At 68.8% G+C, this 20,767-nt stretch carries 23 protein-coding genes; 9 read left to right on the plus strand and 14 right to left on the minus strand.

The window, feature by feature from the left end; all coding sequences use genetic code 11:
* Positions 1-18: 18 nt before the first annotated feature.
* From ASF72_RS04260 to ASF72_RS04295, 8 genes are all read left to right on the plus strand, one after another.
* Positions 19-960 (plus strand): aldo/keto reductase, encoded by a 942-nt coding sequence (locus ASF72_RS04260; RefSeq protein ID WP_056596924.1) that lies wholly within the window; start codon positions 19-21, stop codon positions 958-960.
* Between the two features lie 166 nt (positions 961-1,126).
* The gene (locus ASF72_RS04265; RefSeq protein ID WP_050685332.1) at positions 1,127-1,990 is read left to right on the plus strand and encodes an HpcH/HpaI aldolase/citrate lyase family protein; all 864 of its coding nucleotides are present in this window, start codon (positions 1,127-1,129) and stop codon (positions 1,988-1,990) included.
* Complete coding sequence (locus ASF72_RS04270; RefSeq protein WP_082484022.1) at positions 1,990-2,955, plus strand: DUF2797 domain-containing protein; 966 nt, start codon at positions 1,990-1,992, stop codon at positions 2,953-2,955. The genes ASF72_RS04265 and ASF72_RS04270 overlap by 1 nt, the downstream gene beginning before the upstream one ends.
* Positions 2,956-2,977: 22 nt before the next feature.
* Positions 2,978-3,202: a DUF3188 domain-containing protein gene (locus ASF72_RS04275; RefSeq protein WP_056596925.1), complete on the plus strand. Its 225-nt coding sequence runs from the start codon at positions 2,978-2,980 to the stop codon at positions 3,200-3,202.
* 36 nt (positions 3,203-3,238) lie between these two features.
* Positions 3,239-3,700 (plus strand): FAS1-like dehydratase domain-containing protein, encoded by a 462-nt coding sequence (locus ASF72_RS04280; protein ID WP_056596926.1) that lies wholly within the window; start codon positions 3,239-3,241, stop codon positions 3,698-3,700.
* A 2-nt stretch (positions 3,701-3,702) separates the two neighbouring features.
* Positions 3,703-4,140, plus strand: a complete 438-nt coding sequence (locus ASF72_RS04285) for a MaoC family dehydratase (protein ID WP_050685329.1) — start codon at positions 3,703-3,705, stop codon at positions 4,138-4,140.
* Between the two features lie 10 nt (positions 4,141-4,150).
* Positions 4,151-5,422: an MFS transporter gene (locus tag ASF72_RS04290; protein ID WP_056596927.1), complete on the plus strand. Its 1,272-nt coding sequence runs from the start codon at positions 4,151-4,153 to the stop codon at positions 5,420-5,422.
* Between the two features lie 22 nt (positions 5,423-5,444).
* Entirely contained in the window at positions 5,445-6,512 is a 1,068-nt protein-coding gene (locus ASF72_RS04295) for a UDP-N-acetylmuramate dehydrogenase (protein ID WP_056596933.1), read from the plus strand.
* Here ASF72_RS04295 and ASF72_RS04300 read toward each other — a convergent pair.
* Complete coding sequence (locus ASF72_RS04300; RefSeq protein WP_157370891.1) at positions 6,493-6,984, minus strand: hypothetical protein; 492 nt, start codon at positions 6,982-6,984, stop codon at positions 6,493-6,495. The genes ASF72_RS04295 and ASF72_RS04300 overlap by 20 nt on opposite strands.
* A 69-nt stretch (positions 6,985-7,053) precedes the next feature.
* Between ASF72_RS04300 and ASF72_RS04305 the strand changes: the two genes are divergently transcribed.
* Positions 7,054-8,202, plus strand: a complete 1,149-nt coding sequence (locus tag ASF72_RS04305; protein WP_056596937.1) for a winged helix DNA-binding domain-containing protein — start codon at positions 7,054-7,056, stop codon at positions 8,200-8,202.
* A gap of 78 nt (positions 8,203-8,280) precedes the next feature.
* Here the strand turns inward: ASF72_RS04305 and asd are convergent, their stop codons facing one another.
* From asd to ASF72_RS04370, 13 genes are all read right to left on the minus strand, one after another.
* The gene (gene asd, locus ASF72_RS04310) at positions 8,281-9,411 is read right to left on the minus strand and encodes an aspartate-semialdehyde dehydrogenase (RefSeq protein WP_056596940.1); all 1,131 of its coding nucleotides are present in this window, start codon (positions 9,409-9,411) and stop codon (positions 8,281-8,283) included.
* A 122-nt stretch (positions 9,412-9,533) separates the two neighbouring features.
* A complete protein-coding gene (locus tag ASF72_RS04315; protein ID WP_056596942.1) occupies positions 9,534-9,947 on the minus strand; it encodes a hypothetical protein in 414 nt (137 codons plus the stop codon).
* Between the two features lies 1 nt (position 9,948).
* Positions 9,949-10,611 (minus strand): hypothetical protein, encoded by a 663-nt coding sequence (locus tag ASF72_RS04320; protein WP_056596944.1) that lies wholly within the window; start codon positions 10,609-10,611, stop codon positions 9,949-9,951.
* 18 nt (positions 10,612-10,629) lie between these two features.
* Entirely contained in the window at positions 10,630-11,574 is a 945-nt protein-coding gene (locus ASF72_RS20265; RefSeq protein ID WP_056596949.1) for a WXG100 family type VII secretion target, read from the minus strand.
* Between the two features lie 125 nt (positions 11,575-11,699).
* Positions 11,700-11,918, minus strand: a complete 219-nt coding sequence (locus tag ASF72_RS04330) for an NF038396 family protein (RefSeq protein WP_050685320.1) — start codon at positions 11,916-11,918, stop codon at positions 11,700-11,702.
* A 2-nt stretch (positions 11,919-11,920) separates the two neighbouring features.
* On the minus strand, positions 11,921-12,493 hold the full coding sequence (locus tag ASF72_RS04335) for a dihydrofolate reductase (protein WP_056596951.1): 573 nt from the start codon (positions 12,491-12,493) through the stop codon (positions 11,921-11,923).
* Entirely contained in the window at positions 12,490-13,293 is an 804-nt protein-coding gene (locus tag ASF72_RS04340) for a thymidylate synthase (RefSeq protein WP_050685318.1), read from the minus strand. Before ASF72_RS04340 ends, ASF72_RS04335 begins: the two co-directional genes overlap by 4 nt.
* 52 nt (positions 13,294-13,345) lie before the next feature.
* Complete coding sequence (locus ASF72_RS04345) at positions 13,346-13,768, minus strand: GntR family transcriptional regulator (RefSeq protein ID WP_056596953.1); 423 nt, start codon at positions 13,766-13,768, stop codon at positions 13,346-13,348.
* A complete protein-coding gene (locus tag ASF72_RS04350) occupies positions 13,765-15,414 on the minus strand; it encodes a hypothetical protein (RefSeq protein WP_235504650.1) in 1,650 nt (549 codons plus the stop codon). Before ASF72_RS04350 ends, ASF72_RS04345 begins: the two co-directional genes overlap by 4 nt.
* A 51-nt stretch (positions 15,415-15,465) precedes the next feature.
* Positions 15,466-16,434, minus strand: a complete 969-nt coding sequence (locus tag ASF72_RS04355) for an NUDIX hydrolase (protein WP_050685316.1) — start codon at positions 16,432-16,434, stop codon at positions 15,466-15,468.
* An 11-nt stretch (positions 16,435-16,445) separates the two neighbouring features.
* Positions 16,446-18,695, minus strand: a complete 2,250-nt coding sequence (locus ASF72_RS04360) for an RNA degradosome polyphosphate kinase (protein WP_050685315.1) — start codon at positions 18,693-18,695, stop codon at positions 16,446-16,448.
* A 130-nt stretch (positions 18,696-18,825) separates the two neighbouring features.
* Positions 18,826-19,797 (minus strand): mycothiol synthase, encoded by a 972-nt coding sequence (gene mshD / locus ASF72_RS04365; protein ID WP_056596954.1) that lies wholly within the window; start codon positions 19,795-19,797, stop codon positions 18,826-18,828.
* 33 nt (positions 19,798-19,830) lie between these two features.
* The gene (locus tag ASF72_RS04370) at positions 19,831-20,529 is read right to left on the minus strand and encodes a winged helix-turn-helix transcriptional regulator (RefSeq protein WP_050685313.1); all 699 of its coding nucleotides are present in this window, start codon (positions 20,527-20,529) and stop codon (positions 19,831-19,833) included.
* Between the last annotated feature and the right edge of the window lie 238 nt (positions 20,530-20,767).

Raw genomic sequence — 20,767 nt, forward strand, 5'->3', positions numbered from 1 at the left:
CCGGCGGCGGGGAGCCTGATGCAGGAACTGATCTACGGCTGCATGGGCCTGGGCGGCAGCTGGTCCGATGACCCGTACGGCCCGGAGCAGGTAGCGGAGGCCTCCGCTGCCGTCCAGGCCGCGCTGGCTGCTGGCATCACGCTGTTCGACCATGCCGACATTTACCGCAACGGCAAGTCCGAGCAGGTGTTCGGCGAGGTCCTGGCCGCCACGCCGGGCCTGCGGGACCGGATCCGGCTGCAGACCAAGTGCGGCATCAGGCTGAACGAACGCGGCCTGGAAACGCACTACGACCTGAGCCGGGACGCCATCCTGGAACGGGTCAACGGCAGCCTGGCCCGGCTGCAGACGGACTACGTCGACGTCCTGCTGCTGCACCGCCCGGATCCGCTGGCGGACCCCGCGGAGGTGGCGGCCGCCGTCGGGCAGTTGATGGCAGAAGGGAAAGTCCGGCACCTGGGGGTGTCCAACATGTCCGGGGCGCAGATCGGTGCGCTGCAGGACCGGCTGGACACCCCGGTGGTGGCCAACCAGCTGGAGCTGAGCCTGCTGGCGCGGGGTTGGCTGGAAAGCCAGGTGCTGGTCAACCATCCGGAGGACCTGGCCTACAGCTTCCCGCGCGGCACGCTGGAATACTGTGCCGCCCACGGCGTGACCCTGCAGGCCTACGGTGCCTTGGCGCGTGGGCTGTACACGGGTGCCGCACCCGCGGATGCCAGCCCGGCGGACCTGGCCACGGCAGCACTCGTGGCGGACCTTGCCGCGGAACTGGACACCACGGGGGAGTCCGTCCTGCTGGGCTGGCTGATGAAGCACCCGGCCGGGATCGCACCCGTGATCGGCACGGTGAACCCGGCCCGGATCCAGGCCTGCGCCGACGCGGCCCGGGTGGCGGCTGCCATGACCCGGGCGCAGTGGTACGGCCTGTGGGTCACTGCGCGGGGCAGCAACATCCCCTGACCCTCCCCAACTGACTCGCACTTGTTGTCGTTTTGACCGCCCATAACGACAACAACTGCGAGTCAGTTGGGTGGCGCGCCGGTCACATTCGGTTTTGTTCGTATTGGTCGGTCCGCGGGCCCATAATGCTTCGCGCAGGGCGCCCCCCGCCAGATACGGTAGAGGCATGACGTCTACCATTTCCACCGAAACCGTAAGGTCCGAACGGAATATCCCCGCTGAAATCGCCCGCTCCTGGCTGCTTGTCAACGCCATGAAGACCGAGCTCTTCGACCAGTCCGCGGTGTCGCGGGCCGACTCGATCATCCTGGATATTGAAGATGCCGTTGACCCTTCGCAGAAGGACCAGGCGCGCGGCCACGTGATCGACTGGCTCACCGGCGGCGGCAAAGCCTGGGTCCGCATCAACGATGCCACCAGCCCGTTCTGGGCCGATGACCTCGCCGGCCTCCGCGGCACCCCCGGACTGCTGGGCGTTATGCTCGCCAAGACCGAATCTGCGGACCAGGTCACCGAAAGCTTCCACCGCATGGACGGCAAGACCCCCGTCATCCCGCTGGTGGAATCCGCCATCGGCATCGAGGAAGCCAACAACATCGCCAAGGCCCAGGGCGCCTTCCGCCTGGCCTTCGGCTCCGGCGACTTCCGCCGCGACACCGGCATGGCAGCCACTGCCGAAGCCATGGCCTACCCCCGCGCCAAGCTCGTTGTGGCCAGCCGCGTGGGCAACCTGCCGGGCCCCATCGACGGTCCCACCGTGGGCACCAACCACCCCATCCTGCGCGAGCAGACCGGGATCACCGTGATGATGGGCATGACCGGCAAGCTCTGCCTGGCCATCGACCAGACCCCCGTCATCAACGAAGTCATCAGCCCCACCCCGTCGGACGTCGCCTGGGCCACCGACTTCATGAACGACTTCGAGGCCAACGGCCGCGTCATCCGTGACGGCTCCGACCTGCCCCGCCTGGGCCGCGCCGAAAAGATCATGAAGCTCGCCGTGGCCTTCGGGGTGCAGCCGGCGCTGTAATGCCCTCCACCGCACCCTCCCAAGACCCCGTGGCCCCGTACCTGGTCCATGGGGTCTTTTGGGATGGGCCGCCGGCAACCGGAACAGCGGCCGACGGCGGCACCCCGGTCCTGCGCCTGCAGTCACCGGAGGGGGACTTCCGCAACGTGGGGCTGGCTCCGGGGAGCAGGCTCGGTTTCCGGGTCGCGGCTCCGGGCCGGTTCTGCCTGGGCCACCAGGTGGTCCACTCCGCCGGATCACGCATGCACGTCCGTTGCGCCAAGGCCAGCCCGGCCACCAAGGGCAAACAGTGCGCGCGGTGCTTTATGCTGGACGACTCACGGCTGATCCACGACTTCCACCGCGGCGGCCGGGTCCCGCCCGGGCTGCGGAGCTACCTCATGCAGGAGCACTGGCTGTACGTGGCCACCTTCGCCGGCGGCGCCACCAAAGTGGGCACCGCCTCCGGCCCGCGGAAGTGGAACCGGTTGGCGGAGCAGGGCGCCGTCGCAGCCCGCTACGTAGCCCACACGGCCGATGGCCGGGCCGTCCGCGTCCTGGAGGACCAGGTCACCGCGGACCTGGCCCTCACCCAGCAGATCCGGTCCGCAGCCAAAACCGAAGCGCTGCTCCAGCCGCTGGCCGCGCCGGAGATCGACGCCATCAACGCCCGCCGCGCCGGTGAGGTGCGGACCCTGCTGGCGCGCGCCGCCGTCGAGCCCTACACCCCTGTGGCGGAGCGGTGGATCCGGCCGGCGCAGGCCGCGCCCCTCTACGCCGCGACGCCCCGGCACGCCTATCCGCACCCCCTGGACGGCGGCGGGCACGGCTTCCGGTTGGCCGGGCTGAGCGGGACCAACGCCCTGGCGCACCTGGCGGGTTCGGACGCCGCTTTTGTGGTGAACCTTGGCAGGCTCGCGGCCCGGACCGTGGTCCTGGGCAGCTTTGCCTCCGAGGTCCCGGCCATCCAGGAACAGCTGTTCTGACAAGGCCCGGTAAACTGGGACGGTGCTGAACGAATTCTGGGCCACGGCGCCCACCTCCTACAAAGTCATGGTCTTCAGCGCGATGGGACTCATCGCCATCGGCATCGTCCTGAACCTGGTGGGCAACACCAGCGGCAACCAGGGCCTCGCCACCGCGTCCCTGCCGGTGATCGGCCTGGGCCTGGTCCTGCACATCGTGGCCATGGTGGTCCGCGGCCAGTCGATCCGCCGGAACCTGCGGCGCTGACGGGCCTGCCGCCGGGCTGGCGATAGGCTGGAGTCCATGACTATCAATCCGGACCTGCAGGGCCGCAGCTACCCTGCCGCCGAGGTGTACGACGTTGGCCGCGAGAAGATCCGCGAGTTCGCCCGCGCCGTCAAGGCCACCCACCCCGCCCACTTTGACGTTGACGCCGCCACCGCCCTGGGCCACCCGGACCTGGTGGCGCCGCCCACGTTCGCCATCATCATCGCCCAGCGCGCCGACGCCCAGCTCATCGAGGACCCGGAGGCCGGCATCGACTTTACCCGCGTGGTCCACGCCGACCAGCGCTTCACGCATCACCGGCCCATCTTCGCGGGTGACCGGCTCGTCGCGGAACTGCACGTGGACGGCGTCCGGGCCATGGGCGGCGGCGCGATGCTGACCACCCGCTCCGAGATTTTCGCCCTGGACGCAGCAGGCGGCCGCGAACAGGTCACCACCACCACATCCTCCATCCTGGTCCGCGGAGAGGGACAGTAACCATGAGCCCCACCTTCAGCGAACTCAGCGCCGGCCAGGAAATCGGCAGCCGCACCCTTGAGGTCAGCCGCACCGACCTGGTCAAATACGCGGGCGCGTCCGGCGACTTCAACCCCATCCACTGGAACGAAGCCTTCGCCACCGGCGTGGAACTGCCCGGCGTGATCGCGCACGGCATGTTCACCATGGGCGCCGTGGTGCAGCTGGTCACCGACTGGGCCGGCGACCCCGCCGCCGTGATGGACTTCCAGACCCGCTTCACCAAGCCCGTGGTGGTCACCGACACCACCGGCACGGCCGACGCCGGCGCCACCATCGAGGTCACCGGCACCATCGGAAAGCTCGACGCCGAGGCCCGCACCGCGCGCGTGGACCTCACCGTCACCGCCGCCGGACAGAAAGTCCTGATGAAGGCCCAGGCCGTCGTCCGGGTTTCCTGAGCCGACGGCTTTGACCACCGCAGCCACCACCACCCAGGTCAGCTCCTGGCGCAACGCCGTTGTTGTGGCGTACGGCGCCAGCGGCCTGGCCTTCGCGTCCTGGGTGTCCCGGCTCCCTGCCATCCGCGACGGCCTGGACCTGACACCCGGCAACATCGGCCTGCTCCTGCTCTGCATGACCCTGGGCTCGTTTGTGTCAGTCTCTGCATCGGGACTGATTGTGCTGAGGCTGGGATCCAAACGCACCATCCGGACAGGCAGCATCATGGTGGGCTGCGGCCTGCTGCTGGCCGGCTTCGGGACCTCCGTGCTGGCCAGCCCCGTGGCTACAGCCGCCGGCCTGGCAGTGATCGGGTTGGGAACAGCCAGCTGGAACACCGCCTCGAACGTGGAGGGGGCCGCCGTCGAACGTGCCCTCGGACGGCACATCATGCCCCGGCTGCACGGTGCGTTCAGCCTGGGCACCGTGGCGGGCGCCGGGTTGGGCGCGTGGGCGGCCGCAATCTCCGTTCCCGTGTTCTGGCACCTGGCCGCAGCCGGCGCGGTGGTGGCCGTTTCGGTGGCGACGGCGGCGTCCTGGTTCCGTGCCGACATTACCCCCGTAGCGGGGGAGCGGACCTATTCGGCGGACAGCTTCGGCGATCCCGCCACAGGGCCCATCCCGGTGCTCGCCCCGGCCGGCCAGCCGGAGCCGGTGGACGCACCGCTGGACAGCAAACGGCAGATCGCCCAGGCCTGGCGGGACCGGCGGACCCTGCTGCTCGGCGTGATGGTGCTGGGGCTGGCGCTGGCCGAAGGTGCCGCCGGCGACTGGGTGGCCCTGGCCCTCGCGGACGGCCACCACCAGTCAGACGCGGCCGGTGCAGCCGGGTACGGCCTGTTCGTCACCTTCATGACCATTGGCCGGTTCGCCGGGACGCTGGTCCTTGACCGGTACGGCCGGGTGCCGGTGATGCGCTGGTGCGCCGCGATGGCGGTTCTCGGCCTGGGCCTGTTCGTTTTCGCCCCGGTCCCGTGGGTGGCGTACGTGGCCTTGGCCATCTGGGGCCTCGGTGCGTCGCTGGGCTTCCCGGTGGGAATGTCCGCCGCTGCCGACGACCCCGCCAAGGCCGCCGCCAGGGTCTCCGTGGTGTCCACGATCGGTTACGGGGCTTTCCTGTGCGGCCCGCCGCTGCTTGGCCTGCTGGCCGAACATGTGGGCATCCTGCATTCCCTGCTCGCCGTGATGGTGATGCTGGTGGTCAGCTTTGTGCTCTCACCCGTGGCCCGGAAGGCCGCCTGACTTTCCCTAGTATTGTGGATGGGTGACTCCCACCCTGCTTTCCCAGCTCACCACGGCCGCTGTCGGCGGCCCGGCCGGCACCTTCATTGAAGCCCGCACCGAGGCGGAGATCATCGACGCCGTCCGCACCGCAGATGCCGCCGGCGTCCCGCTGCTGATCATCAGCGGCGGCTCCAACCTCCTCGTGTCCGACGACGGGTTCCCCGGAACCGTCCTCCGGATCGCCTCGGAGGGGTTTACCGTCAACGCCGAGGACTCCTGCGGCGGCGTGGCAGTGGTGGTGCAGGCGGGCCACAACTGGGACGCCCTGGTCCGGCACGCGGTGCTGCACGCCTGGTCCGGGATCGAGGCGCTGGCCGGGATTCCAGGCTCAACGGGCGCGACGCCGGTCCAGAACGTGGGTGCCTACGGCTCGGACGTGTCCCAGACCATCGCCGCCGTGCGCACCTGGGACCGGCAGCGCAACGCCGTGCAGACCTTCACCAGCTCCGAACTCAAGTTCGGTTACCGGGACTCCATCCTCAAGCAGACCACCGTTAACGGCTCGCCCCGCTACGTGGTGCTGACAGTGGAGTTCCAGCTGCCCCTGGGCCGGATGAGCGCCCCCATCCGGTACGCGGAACTGGCCCGTGCGCTGGGCGTGGAACCGGGCAAGCGCGCCTACGCCAACGACGTCCGCCGTGAGGTCCTGCGGCTGCGCGCGTCCAAGGGCATGGTCCTGGACCCGGCCGACCCCGACACCTCCTCCACAGGTTCCTTCTTCACCAACCCCATCGTGTCTGCGGACCTCGCAGCGGCACTGCCGGCCGATGCTCCCCGGTACACTGCGGGCGAGGGCGGGCTGGTCAAGCTCTCCGCTGCCTGGCTGATCGACCAGGCAGGCTTCGGCAAGGGCTTCGGCCTGGACCCTTCAGGTGTCTCCGGCGGGCGGGCGTCGCTGTCCACCAAGCACACGCTGGCCATCACCAACCGCGGCGCAGCCAGCGCCGCGGACATGGTGGCCGTGGCACGCGAGGTGCGGGCCGGCGTCGAACGCCGTTTTGGTATTGCCCTGCACCCCGAGCCGCTGCTTATCGGCCTGGAACTCTAGCTCCGGCACGCAGTGGTTCCGGCTGGTCCTGCCGGGCGGCGGCCGAGGCGCCGATGATGGCCGTGGCCCAGCCGGCCAGGGCCAGGTAGACGCCCATAAACATCCACACCAGGACGCCGGGGGCCAGGGGATTCACTGTCCCGGCAGCGATGCAGGTGCCCAGGCCGGCCACGGCAACGGCCAGCGAGAGGATCCACAGGAACCTGCCCGTCCGCGGATGCCCCCGCCAGTTGCGGTGGATCCGGACGTTGCAGCGGCTGGCGCTGATGCCGGGGAAAAGCACCGCGTAGCCGCCGCCAAGGCTCAGGGCCATGGAGGGGAGCAGCGCCAGCGGTTCGGACGTGCCGCTGTCCACAAATGCGGTCAGCGAAAGCAGCCCCAGCGCCGTCCCCGCCAGGACGGCCAGCGTCCCGCCCGCCATCCACAGCCGGGTCCGGCGCGCAAGCAAAAGCCACAAACTCCCCAAAGTCATACGTCCAGCCTAACTGTCCAAGTCAGGTGCCCCTCGCCGCGTGGTCAGGCGCATGCCTAGGATGGGGCCATGGCAGCAGCGGCGGGGTACCGGCTGGACGGCAGGAAAATGGGCAGGCTGCGGCTCGCCGCCCAGGGCCTGGCCGGGGCTCCCGGCCCGGCGCCCGGCGCGGGCGGGACCGGTTTTGCCTCGGTCCCGGACGCGGTCCGCTGGATGACGGCCATGCAGGCGCAGGACCTGCCGGCGGCCATGTGGGCCGTGGGGGTCCGGGTACCCGGCGCAGGGCTGAATGATGTGCGGGCAGCGCTGAACGCCGGCACCGTGGTCCGGTCCTGGCCCATGCGCGGCACCCTGCACCTGGTGCCGCCCGAGGACCTGGGCTGGGTGCTGGAGCTCACCGCCGACAAACTGACGCGCAGCATCGCAGCCCGGTTCCGGGAGCTGGATATCACCTGGCGGGATATTGAAAAGTCCCGCGACGCTGCCCTGGCACGGATCAGCGCGGGTGGGCCGGTCAGCCGCACGGACCTGTTCAAGGAGTTCGAGGCCGCAGGGCAGCCCACGCAGGGCCAGCGGGGGATCCACCTCCTGGGGACGCTGTGCCGGCACGGCTGGCTGGTCCAGGGCCCGCTGGCCGGAAACCAGCAGCTGCTGGTGGCCTTTGACGACTGGATCCCGGTCTCGCGCCGGCTCTCCCGGCCGGAGGCCGTGGCGGAGTTCCTGCTCCGGTACCTGCGCAGCCACGGGCCTGCAACGGTCCGCGACTTTGCCTGGTGGACGCAGATCCCGCTGACGGAAGTCCGGGCAGCGCTGGCAGGAATCCGGAGCCAACTGGTTCCGCTGGAGTTCGGCGGGACGGAGTATTGGCTGTCGCCGGAAACTGCGTCACTGTTGGACAGCGGCATCCCGGGCGGGCGTTCCCTGCTGCTGCTGCCGGGTTTTGACGAGTTCCTGCTGGGGTACCAGGACCGCAGCCTGGTCCTCCCCCCGGAGTACGCGGACCGGATCGTGCCCGGCGGCAACGGGGTGTTCAAAAAGACAGTGGTGGCCGGGGGAGAGGTGATCGGTACGTGGGCGCGCGCAGCCACGGGGCCGGGCAAAAACCCGGGTGCCGGCGTCGTGCCCGAGCCCTTTGACCGGACCAAACCCCTGGGCCCCGCCGCCACTGCTGCCTTCAACAAGGCGGCGGGGCGTTACGAGGCGTTCCTGGCAGGCTGACCACTACCGGCGGCTCAAACCCGTTTGAGCGGCCCCGCCCAAGGCCGTCCACACGGGACAGGGCCGCAGAAACCGGGGCTACAGGTTGCCGGTGGCGATGTTGAGCATGCGGCGCAGCGGCTCGGCGGCGCCCCAGAGGAGCTGGTCGCCCACGGTGAAGGCGCTGATGTACTGCGGCCCCATCTCCATCTTGCGGATCCGGCCCACCGGGATGTCCAGGGTGCCGGACGCGGCCACCGGAGTCAGGTCCGCCATGGACGCCTCCTTGGTGTTGGGCACCACCTTGGCCCACTCGTTGTCGGCGGCCAGGAGCGACTCGATCTCAGCTACTGACAGGTCCTCGCGGAGCTTCAGGGTCAGCGCCTGGGAGTGGGAACGCATGGCGCCGATCCGGATGCAGAGGCCGTCCATGATGATCCGGTTTTCCTCGGCGGTACCCAGGATCTTGTTGGTCTCCACCCCGGCCTTCCACTCTTCCTTGGACTGCCCGTTACCCAGATCGGCGTCGATCCAGGGGATCAGGGAGCCCGCCAGCGGCACGCCGAACTGGGTGGCGTCGATGTCGGTGCGCTGGTGCGCCAGGACCTTGCGGTCGATCTCGAGGATCGCCGATGCCGGATCGTCCAGTTCGGTGCTGACCTCGGCGTTGAGCGTGCCGAACTGGCTGAGCAGTTCGCGCATGTGCCGCGCACCGCCGCCGGACGCCGCCTGGTAGGTCATGGACGTGCCCCATTCCACCAGACCGTTTTTGAACAGCCCGCCCAGGCCCATCAGCATGCAGGACACGGTGCAGTTGCCGCCGATGAAGTCGCGGGTGCCGTTGACCAGGCCCTTGTCGATCACATCGCGGTTGATTGGGTCCAGGACGATGATCGAATCATCGTTCATCCGGAGCGTGGAGGCGGCATCGATCCAGAGGCCGCCCCAGCCGCGGCCGCGCAGCTCGCTGTGGACCCGCTTGGTGTAGTCCCCGCCCTGGGCGGTCACGATAATGGGCAGCTTGGCCAGCGTGTCGACGTCGAACGCGTCCTCAAGCTTGCCGGCACCATCCGCAAAGGACGGGGCGGCACCGCCTGCGTTCGACGTGGAGAAAAACACCGGGTTGATGTTGGCGAAGTCGCCCTCGTCCTGCATGCGCTGCATGAGGACGGAGCCCACCATGCCGCGCCATCCGACCAGGCCGACAGAAGGGGTAGCTGCTGTAGTCATTCGTCCAGTTTAGACTTCACGGCCGGGAGTCGGCAGTCGGTTACGTCACTGCCGGGGTTTCGTGAAACGCGGACGACGGCGGCACCCGGCGGGGTGCGCCCGGGACCTGGCAGCGGCGCGGTTCAGTCGAACTGCCTGGCACTCGGCTCGGGGACCCCGCGTTCGGTGCGGAGGCGCTTCGCTTTGGCCGCAATCCCGGCCAGCCGGCCCGCGTAGGCCACACCACCCAGGCCTGCCGCGGTGAGAACCAGGGCGCCCCACATCGGGTCGCCGCCGCGGGTGGCGGGACCGGTCACCAACAGGATGGAAAAGGCTGCCACCGCAGCGAAGAAGACGGTCATCACCAGCAGGCCACCGGCTGAGCGCACTGTGGGGTGGGAACTGGCGGTCACCACGCCGAGCTCGTCCCGGGCATAGCTGTGCAGCCGGCCTCCGGTGGTGCGCATCAGGACCCGGTTTTCGCCGTGTGCCACTGCCTGCTCATGGTCCGCCCGGACCTGCTGGTCGGCGGCGGTCGGGCTGTTGCTGTTGTCCATCTCAGTCCTGCCGGATCGAACGGATGCGGTCAAGGACCTGGGTGTCTGTGAGTCCGGGCTCTTCGCGGATGGCTTCCGCCGGGCCGTCCAGCACGCCGTAGCCCACTGTCCAGCCGGTCCCGGTGCGCTTGATCAGCAACTGGTTGGGGGCGGGATCCTCGAGCAGCCGCACCGTGGCCCCGCCCGAGGGGTTGTCCTCAAGGTGTTTGCGGATGATAAAGAAGGTGGCCTCGGCCGGGGTGATGTCCGGCCGCTGGGCCATGGCGAACCAGCTGAGGTAGGCCCTGGGCTGCAGCAACATCCGGTAGTCGGCGGACTCGATGGCCAGGACGTTGTCCACGGCATCGGCGGTCAGGAGATTGACCTGCACCCTTTTGGTGGCTGCCGTCAGCACAGCGGCCAGGGCAGCCACCGGGCCTTCCACGGAAAGCCCGCCGCCGGCCTCCACCCTGGCAGCGCCGCGGGCCACCAGGGATGAAGCCCCGGCGGAGAGCAGCGAGCTGTCCGCCAGCTCTGCTTCGAGCCGGAGGGCGCGGGCCGAGTCCGTAGCGGCCGGGCCGCGGCGGAGGTTCAACAGCACAAGCAGCTCGGCGAACCCAAAGCCCGCTGCGTCCGGGAACACCTGGTCCGCGGTGGGCGGGACGGTGGTTGTCGATTCAGTCACTGGTGTTTCTCCTCAGGCCTAGAAACCAAAAAAGTCGCCGACGGCGCCGACGCCGTCGCTGACGGCATCGCCCACAGCTTCCGCACCGTCGGCGATCTTGCCGCCCACGTAGTTCACGGAGTCGTGGATGACGGGGACGTTGTCATAGAGCGCCAGGGCACCGCTGGCCACCATACACGCTGTGCCGGCGGGCGGCGGAAGGAAGGAACCGGCACCCAGCAGGGCCTTCGTGGTGGAGTACGCGGCGTCGCCGTACTCACCGTCCTGGAAGGAATTGAACGCGTCGAGGCCATCGAGGCCCACACCCACTACGCCGAGTCCCTTGCTGAACCCGTCCAGGTACTTGAACGCTTTGGTGTCCTCGGCCAGGCCCAGGACGTCCTGGAACTTCCCTTCGAAAAGGCTGTTGGACATGTTGAAGAATTTGCTGAACTCGTTCGAGTTCTGGAAGGCGCGCCAAGCGGCCGGGTCCAGGTAGTCGCCGACCCGGGACTTGTGCAGCATGGCGGCCATGTCGAACACTCCGGCACGCAGGTTGGGGAAGGCCTTCGCCAGGTTGTAGATGTCCCAGCCGTTGCGGAAGGGCGAATCCGGATCGGCCAGCCAGTCCGGCCCGGACGGGTTTCCGGGGTTGCCGGGATCGGAGCCCCCAGGTCCGTTTCCGCCAGGTCCATTGCCGCCGGGTCCGCCCCCGGGTCCGCCCACCGAACTGGCCCGTTCCTGCTGGTCGGCATTGGACAGCAGCACCTTGGACACCCGCTGCAGCTGCAGGGCGGTCTTCTGCAGGAGGTTCTTGTGGCCGCCGTTCCATTCGGAGCGGAACCGGGCAGCGTCCTGGCCCTTCCACGCGGGATTGTTGTTGATCTGGCTGGTCAGCTGGGTGGACTGCTGCAGCAACATGTCGGCGGACGTGCTGAACTGCTTCGCGAGCGTCCGCAGCTGCGCCACATCCGCTCCCCACATGTTTCCTGCCACCGGCCAACCCCCATTTTCGTTTCACTGCAACCGCCCCGGACGGTTCCGGCCCAGCCTAGGCGGAGCAGGCCTGCGGACGCGATGGGGCGGACTCCCCATCCAACAAGCTGTGGCTAGCCGCGGTCCGATTCCGCCAGCACCGCAGCCTTGCGCGCCCGGATGGTGTAGAAAGCGCCAAACGCAAACACCTGGGTCACCACCACCAGGATGATGGCTCCCGCGATCTTGTTGCCGCCCAGGATCATGGTCAGGCCCACAATGGCGGACAAAAGCGCCAGCAGGGGGAGCAGCATGTAGCCCAGGACAAAGAGGGTTTCGGGTTTTTTCAGCATGTTCAGCCTTCAGTTCTTGACCACTTGGTGAAGCGGTACCGGGTGCCGTTGACGGCGGTCAGCCAGCCGTCCGGAGGGACTGAGGCGGCCGCCTCCCAACTGGTGCCAAGCTCGGGAGCGAAAGTATCGCCGTCGGTGGTTACATCGATGGTGGTGACCACCGCGACGTTGGCCAGGGCAGTGGCCTGCCGGAAAATCTCGCCGCCGCCCAGGATCCAGACCGTTGCACCGCCGTCGACGAACTGCGACTCCAGCAGCGCATCATCGAGCGAGGGGACCACCACGGCGCCGGCCGCCTCGGGCGTATCGGCCCAGGCCGGCTGCCGGGTGATCACGATGTTGGTCCGGCCGGGCAGGGGCCGGTACTTGTCCGGGAAGGAGAGCCAGGTTTTGCGGCCCATGATCACGGGGTGCCCCACGGTGAGGCGGTTGAAGTGCTTGAGGTCCTCGGGCAGGTGCCAGGGCATGTCCCCGTCCTTACCGATCACTCCGTCCGGCGTCTGCGCCCAGACCAGGCCCACGCCCGTGACGGAGCCGGCCAGCTGGGCCGTAAAGTCCTGCGGATCGGCGCTCATACGGCGATCGGGGCCTTGATGGTGGGGTGGTGCCGGTAGCCCACCACCTCGAAGTCAGCCAGGGTGTAGTCGAAGATCGAGGCGGGCTTCCGGGTGATCCGCAGCTGCGGGTACTCGTACGGCTCCCGCTCCAGCTGCTTGAGGACCTGGTCCATATGGTTCTCGTAGATGTGCACATCACCGCCGGTCCAGACGAACTCGCCGGGTTCCAGGCCAACCTGCTGCGCCACCATGCAGGTGAGCAGGGCGTAGGAGGCGATGTTGAAGGGGACGCCCAGGAACATGTCGGCCGAGCGCTGGTACAGCTGGCAGGAGAGCTTCCCGTCCGCCACGTAGAACTGGAAAAACGCGTGGCACGGCGGCAGTGCCATGTCGCTGAGCTCGGCCACGTTCCAGGCAGAGACGATGTGCCGGCGCGAGTCCGGGTTGGCCTTCAGGTTGTCCACGAGCTCGGCGATCTGGTCGATGTGGCCGCCGTCCGGAGTGGGCCAGCTGCGCCACTGCACACCGTAGACGGGGCCCAGGTCGCCGTCCGCATCCGCCCATTCATTCCAGATGGTGACGCCCTGGTCCTGCATCCACTGCACGTTGGTTTCGCCGCGGAGGAACCACAGGAGCTCCACCGCCACGGACTTGAAGTGGACCCGCTTGGTGGTGATCAGCGGGAAGCTGGTGGAGAGGTCAAACCGCAGCTGGCGGCCGAAAACACTGGTGGTTCCGGTCCCGGTCCGGTCCGATTTGTGCGTGCCGGAGGCCATCACATCGCGCAGGAGGTCTTCATATGGGGTAGGAATGCTCACGCCATCAAGTCTACTGGGCAATCCCGGCCGCACCGGAGAGCCGACGCGTGCCTCAGGCCTTCCGGAGCCGGCCACGGAGCAGGTCCAGCAGCACCTCATCGGCCAGCCCCGCGCTCCGGCCCAGTTCGATGTAACGGTCGACGGCGGCCAGCACCTCCGCGGGCGCCCGGCCACCCGCCGGCGTTGCGGGAGCCAGGGCGGGGTCGGCCGCACCGTGTGTTGGCAGCTGCGCCCTTCCGGTGACTACGGTGCCGCCGCGCCGGCGCGATTCCACGATGCCGGCGGCGTCGAGTTCCTTGTACGCCCGTGCCACCGTGCCGGCGGCGATCCCCAGGTCGGCGGCCAGGCTGCGCACAGTGGGGAGCCTGCTGCCGGCTGCCAGCTCGCCCATGGCCACCAGCGAGCTGATCTGGGAGCGGATCTGTTCGTAGGGCGGCGTGGCGGAGCCCAGGTCCACCGTGATCCCGGCGCTCATGCCACCGGGGCAGGGCTGCGCCGGCCCGCCTTGTGGCCGGCCAGGGCGCGGACAGGGACCACAGCGATGACCACTCCTGCCGTTGCCAGCAGCACCCCTGCCAGGGGTGCGGCCCGCCAGGCACCTGCCCAAGGACCGGGGTCCAGCGGCCACGCCGGCAGGAGCGAAGGCGCTGCGAAGGAGAGCAGCGTGCCGGCCTGCACGGCCAAGAACGCCGCGAGCGTACGGAGCACCCGGTGCACGGTGATGGCGCGGAGCGCGGCGTCCAGGCCCTCGACTGGACCCGGGATGCCGCGGCGCCGCCGTACCAGCACCAGCGGCAGCGCGGAGAACGCCAGGACGCAGGCGCTGGCGACGGCGGCTGCCGGCCAGGACGCCGATACCCCCAGCTGGGACTGCCTGCCGGCCACCACGGCGATGACCGCCACCAGGGCCGCGGCTGCGGTGGCGGCGGTGGACAGGATGGCGGGCGATGCCGGCTGCGGCGGCCACTGGGCAGGCAGCCCTGCGGCGCTGTGGTTCCGGGCCAGCAGCGTTTCGCCGCCGGCCACCACCGCGAGGATGGCTCCGGCCGCCACGGCCACAAAGACCGCCGGCTGCGTCCCTGCGCGGGGAACCAGCACCGCAAAAACCAGGGGGGCCAAGGCTGCCAGTGCCATGGCGGGTCCCAGGGACACCACCAGCCGGGTGGCCGGCTGGGAGGTATCCGGTGTGGCTCCCTGCCCCCGCCCGGCCGGCCGTAGCACGGCCGAAAGCTTTGGCGGCGCCCACCACCACATGGCCAGCAGCACCACAAGGTTAAGCAGGCCGGCAACGTTGGTCCACGACCCGATGCCCAGCGCCGGGTCCGGCCGGGCGGCATGGTTGCCCGCGATGGCGGCCAGCCCGGACGCAACAGTCGCCGCCGTCCTCAGGAGCCGGTTCATGGCAATCGTCCGGAGCGTGTTGTTGTCCGCCGGGGACAGGGCTTCCACCTGCCGGCGCCTGCTGATCAGCACCAGGACCAGCCAGGTCCCGGCCACCAGCAGCGCCAGCGCCGACCCCAGCATGGCCGCCAGCTCGATACCGGGAATCCTGCCGTCCCCGCCAGCGTTCACAAAGCCGCCAGCTCCGTCCGGCCGGACCTCGTATTGCAGGGGAGCGTAGCCCTGCAGGGTGGCGAGCCAGCCGATCTGGATGGCGGACACAGCAACGATGGCCAGGGCCGTCCATGCCAGCGGACGGGGAAGAAAATCGCGGACCTGGCGCACGCCCAGGGTGGCCTGCCGCCGCGGCAGCCTGGGACCCGGGTAACTGTACTGGCCCAGGGCATGGACGGCCAGGACCCCCAGCACGGGCCAGGCCAGCAAGGGAAGGATGGCTCCGGGGTTGGACAGCGCGGCTTCGCCGCCGCGGGGCACGATGCCCGCCTGACCGGCAGGCTGCAGGGAGCTGGCCAGCCAGCCAATGACACCCACCCATAAGGCATGCTGCGTCACTGAAACAGGTGACGTGCCGCCACCCGGAAGCCTGACCACCCAGCGCAGCACCAGGTAGATGCCCGCGGCCAGCAGGACCGGCCCCAGGAAAATTCCGGGCGGCACGTTGTCCACTGAAAAAATCAGCTGTTCATCCACCGGCACTTCGCCCCCAACGTCGTGAATCAATGTACTAAGTATTTGATACACAACTTGGGTTGGTCAACCGGCCGGGCCCGATCAGTCGTCGAAGGGCTTGAACTGCTCCACTGCAACGATGCGGTTCCTGCCGCCGGGCGCCACGTGGCACACCACCACCTCGCCGGGTGTCAGGAACGGCTCGGCATCCGGCAGCAGCCTGCCCAGCGGCGCGGACATATGCCGGGCCAGTTGCGCGAAAACCGTGGGCAGCGCCGGCCGGTGGGTGCAGACCGCCACCGCGCGGTTCTTGCCCAGAAGGCCGTCAATGACGGCGGCCGTCTTTCGCGGGCTGCGGTGGTGCCGGTGCTCGGTGAGGGCTTCGGCGATCTTGACCTTGGCCCCGCTGGCCTTGGCGTACGGCGCCACGGTGGCCACGCACCGCAGCCACGGGCTGGTCACCACGCGGTTGGGCTGCCAGGCCTGCAGCAGCCGGCCCACCGCCTGCGCCTGCCGGACCCCGGTCGCGGCCAGCGGACGGTCACCCTCGGCCCGGGTCCAGGAGGACCGCGGTTTGGCTTTGGCGTGGCGGACCACCACCAGCGGCCAGGTGTTCAGTTGGCCGCGGCTGTGCGCCTCGCGGAGGTAGTCGAGGGGCACGACGTCGGATGGGTTGGTCAGCAGGGCGGCCGCCTTTTCGGGGGTGCACCACATCACGCTGTCGACTTCCTTGCCGTCCGGCACGAGTTTGGCGCCGTTGACCTTGACCGCCCAGTAGTACACCACCTTCAGGCCGGAGGCCACGTGGTAGTGGATCGGCGGCAACGGGATGCCCAACGGCGCGGACAGCCCGATTTCCTCCTGAACCTCGCGGACGGCGCATTCGGGGACGGTTTCGCCGTCGTCCAGCTTTCCCTTGGGCCATGACCAGTCGTCGTAGCGGGGCCGGTGGATCAGGAGGACTTCCAGCTGATCGCGCGTGATACGCCACGGCAGGGCGCCGGCCGCCGTGACGGCGATCGGTTCCCCCGGATGGTCCGTCTGGTCGGCTGTGAGTGCATCGCTTGGCAACTCAGGGGCCCTTACCGCCGGCTCAGGGTGCGCTGCCGGGGCCGGGAGGCCAGCAGCCAGGACTGGACGTCCTCCAGCGGCTTGTCGTCCGGGTCCAGGTGGTGGCGGGTCCACACGCCCTGGTTGTCCAGGTGCCAGCTCGCGGTCTCCGGTGCCATGTAGCGCCGCAGCAGGTCCAGGACGTAGGCCACGTCGTCGGGACTGGCCAGCTGGACCAGGGCTTCGACCCGGCGGTCCAGGTTGCGGTGCATCATGTCGGCCGAGCCGATGTACACCACGGGGTCCCCGCCGTTGGCGAAGGCAAACACGCGGGAGTGCTCCAGGAACCGGCCCAGGATGGAGCGGACGGTGATGTTCTCGCTGAGGCCTTCGACGCCGGGGCGCAGCGAACAGATGCCGCGGACCACCACATCCACCTTCACCCCGGCCTGTGAGGCGCGGTACAGCGAGTCGATGATGGCTTCGTCCACCATCGAGTTGACCTTGATCTGCACGCGGGCCGGCACGCCGGCCCGGGCATTGCGGATTTCGGTTTCGATCCGGTCGATCAGTCCTGAGCGGACCGAGCGCGGCGCCACCAGCAGGCGCTTGAACGTGGACTTCGGGGCGTAGCCGGAGAGCTGGTTGAAGAGCTTGGACAAGTCCTCACCCACCTGCTCATTGGCGGTGAGCAGGCCCAGGTCCTCGTAGTACCGGGCGGTGCGGGGGTGGTAGTTGCCGGTGCCGATGTGGCAGTACCGGCGCAGGCCGTCCACTTCCTGGCGGACCACCAGGGACAGTTTGCAGTGGGTCTTCAGGCCCACGATGCCGTACACCACGTGCACGCCGGCCTGCTCCAGCTTGCGGGCCCAGGAGATGTTGGCCTGCTCATCGAACCGGGCCTTGATCTCCACAAGCGCCAGGACCTGCTTGCCGGCCTCCGCAGCGTCGATCAGGGCATCGACAATCGGGGAGTCACCCGAGGTGCGGTACAGCGTCTGCTTGATGGCCTGGACCTTGGGGTCGGCGGCGGCCTGCTCCAGGAATGCCTGGACCGACGTGGAGAACGAATCGTACGGGTGGTGCAGCAGGATGTCGCGGCGGCGCATGGCGGCAAAGACGTTGGCTGCCTTGGACGTCTCGGACTCGTTGAGGTAGCGCGAGGTGTGCGGGACGTGCTTGGGGTAATGCAGGTCCGCCCGGTCGATCCCGGCCATCACGGACAGGCCGCGCAGGTCCAGGGGAGCGGGGACCGAGTACACCTCGGACTCCTCCACGCCCAGCTCTCGGATCAGCAGCGCCCGGATGTTGGGGTTGATGTCGTTGGCCACTTCGAGGCGGACGGGCGGGCCGAACCGGCGCCGCAGCAGTTCCTTTTCCAGCGCCTGGAGGAGGTTTTCGGCGTCGTCCTCCTCCACCTCCAGGTCCTCGTTGCGGGTGACCCGGAACGTGTGGTGCTCCAGGACCTCCATGCCGGGGAACAGCTTGTCCAGGTGGACGGCGATGACTTCCTCGAGGGCGATGAAGCGGGCCACCCGGCCCGCCACTGCACCGGCCCGGGGGCCGTCGATGGAGATCAGGCGCGGCAGCTGGTCCGGCACCTTGAGGCGGGCGAAAAGTTCCTTATCGCTGACCGGGTTCCGGACCACCACGGCAAGGTTCAGCGAGAGGCCCGAAATGTAGGGGAACGGGTGCGCCGGGTCCACCGCGAGCGGCGTGAGGATGGGGAACACCTTTTCGGCGAACATGATGCTCAGCTGGTGCTGGGCGGCGTCGTCGAGTTCCTCCCAGTGCATCAGGTGGATGTGCTCATAGGCCAGGGCCGGGCGGATCTGCTCGGCGAAAACCTGCGCGTGGCGCTGCTGCAGCCGGTGCGCCTCCTCGCTGATGCGCTCCAGGACGTCCATGGGGCTCAGCCCGGCGGGGGAGGGCAGTGCCAGGCCGGCGGCGATGCGGCGTTTCAGGCCGGCCACGCGGACCATAAAGAACTCGTCCAGGTTGGAGGCGAAGATGGACAGGAAGCTGACGCGTTCCAGCAGGTGCAGGGTGGGATCCTCGGCGAGTTCCAGGACCCGTGAATTGAAGCTGAGCCAGCTCAGCTCGCGGTCCAGGAAACGGTCCGGCCGGATGTCACCTTCAGGCTGCGGGTTCGGCGCAAACTCGGGAATGTCGATCCGGTCCTGTGTGGCCCGGGACGCCGGAACCTCGGACGAGCCGAAGCGTGCGCGGACAGGGACTGCAACGTTTTTCGACGTCGCTGTTCCGGACGGTTCCGGGGTCATGGTTTCTCCTTCTACCTGGCGCAAAAAAGCTGCCTTGCGGCCTGCGCAGTTCTCCATCAACCTTACAAGCATTCACTTCCCGGACCGGCCCGGATTTCGCCCCTGCCGGGGCATGTGTCAGACGTTTGGATTAACTTTTGGCCAACGGACCGTACATCACGTCCATATCCCAACGGGTGAACCCCAGGGAACGGTACAGCGACACCGCCGGGGCGTTTCCCGCGTCGGTGTAAAGCATCACGGCGTGCAGTCCACGCTCCTGCAGGTGCCGGATGCCGGCCACCGTCAGGGCCTTGCCCAGGCCCATGCCCTGCGCTGCCGGGGTCACGCCCACCACATACACCTCACCGATGGCGGGGTGCTGCCCATGCCGGGGGTGCACCTTGGTCCAGTGGTAGCCCAGAAGCAGGCCGTCCGCATCCTCGGCCAGCAGGAAACCGGCCGGGTCGAACCATGCCTCAGCCATCCGGGCGTCGAGATCGGCCCGCGTCAGGTTGCCCTGCTCCGGGTGGTGGGCAAACGCGGCTTTGTTGGCGGCCAGCCAGGCGTCCTCGTCCCGGCCCGGTTCGAAGGCGCGGATGGCCACACCTTCCGGCAATGCAGTACCGGGCAGGTCGGCGTCCGCCGTGGCCAGACGCATCTTCCACAGTTCACGCACCGGGCCGAAGCCGTAGCGGGCCGCGAGTTCGGCGGCGGCCTCATGGTTTCCGTGGGACCAGGCCTTCAACCGGTCCAGTCCGCGGTTTTCCTGCAGTGCGCCCACCAGCCGGTCCGCCACGCCCTGGTTGCGGTAGGCGGGGTGTACAGCGATCTCCAGGACCGATTCGCCGTCCGTTTCGGCCACCACCACGGCGAATCCGGCCAGGTCCTGGCCGGTGGCAGGATCGGAGTCCTCGTCCGGGGCGTACAGGGCCAGGGTCAGCAGGGAGTGCGCGGCCGAATCCCCGGCCCGCAGGAACACCCACGTCTGTTCGGAGATGGACGGGTTGCCGTCGGATTCCTCCGCCGCGGCCAGGAGGCTGCGGCAATCGTCAAGGAGTTGCCGGTCAACCCCGCCTCGGACAAGGTGGACCGGCCATTTCTCGGGGTGCGCAGGAGTCATGATGCAAGGCTATACGCCGAACCCGGCCAAGGCTCAGGCTTCGGTGAGCTCGTCTTCCTGCTGCCGCACCAGGGTGAGCCGGTACCCCACGTTGCGGACAGTGCTGATGAGGTTCTCATGGTCCGCGCCGAGCTTGGCGCGGAGCCGCCGGACGTGGACGTCCACAGTCCGGGTGCCGCCGTAGTAGTCGTAGCCCCAGACTTCGGTGAGCAGCTGCTGGCGGGTGAAAACCCGGCCAGGGTGCTGGGCCAGGTATTTGAGGAGCTCAAATTCCTTGAACGTCAGGTTCAGCGGGGCGCCGTTGACGCGGGCGGTGTAGCTGGCCTCGTCGATCACCACGCCGGCGGCGCGGATCTCGCTGGGCGCGTCGTCCTTCTCCGGGACCGCCCGGGCCACGGAAAGCCGGATGCGTGCTTCCACTTCGGCCGGGCCGGCGGATTCAAGCACAATGTCGTCCACGGCCCAGGCGGAGGAAACGGCAGCCATGCCGCCCTCGGTCAGGATCAGGACCAGGGGCGCGCTGAGCCCGGTGGCCTTCAGGAGCTGGGTCAGGGAGCGGGCGCCCACCAGGTCCTTGCGGGCATCCAGCAGCACAATGTCGCACGGGTCCGTTTCCAGCAGGGCCGTGGGCTCGGCGGGCAGGATGTGGACCCGGTGGTTCAGCAGCTCCAGGGCAGGCAGGATGTCCACCGAAGAACCGGTGCTGTTCGTCAATAACAGGATGTGCGACATTGTTCCTCCAAGGGGCCGTCCGCGCATCGTTGGGCGACTGAGCCGGGTTTTCACCGGCCGGTACTGGCTTCCCGCAGCGGATTCGGGCCGGTCAAGTACGGGCCGGCCGGCCACCTCAGCGGGGAGCTTAGCTGATTCTTGAGTATACCCGGCAGGACCTCCGCAGCTACGGATCCGGAGCCGTGGGGGTCCCCTTTTGCGACATAACCAGTTCATATAAGGCAGGATTGGCTGGAGG

Origin of the sequence: Arthrobacter sp. Leaf141, assembly GCF_001424565.1 — a bacterium.
Lineage (GTDB): Bacteria > Actinomycetota > Actinomycetes > Actinomycetales > Micrococcaceae > Arthrobacter.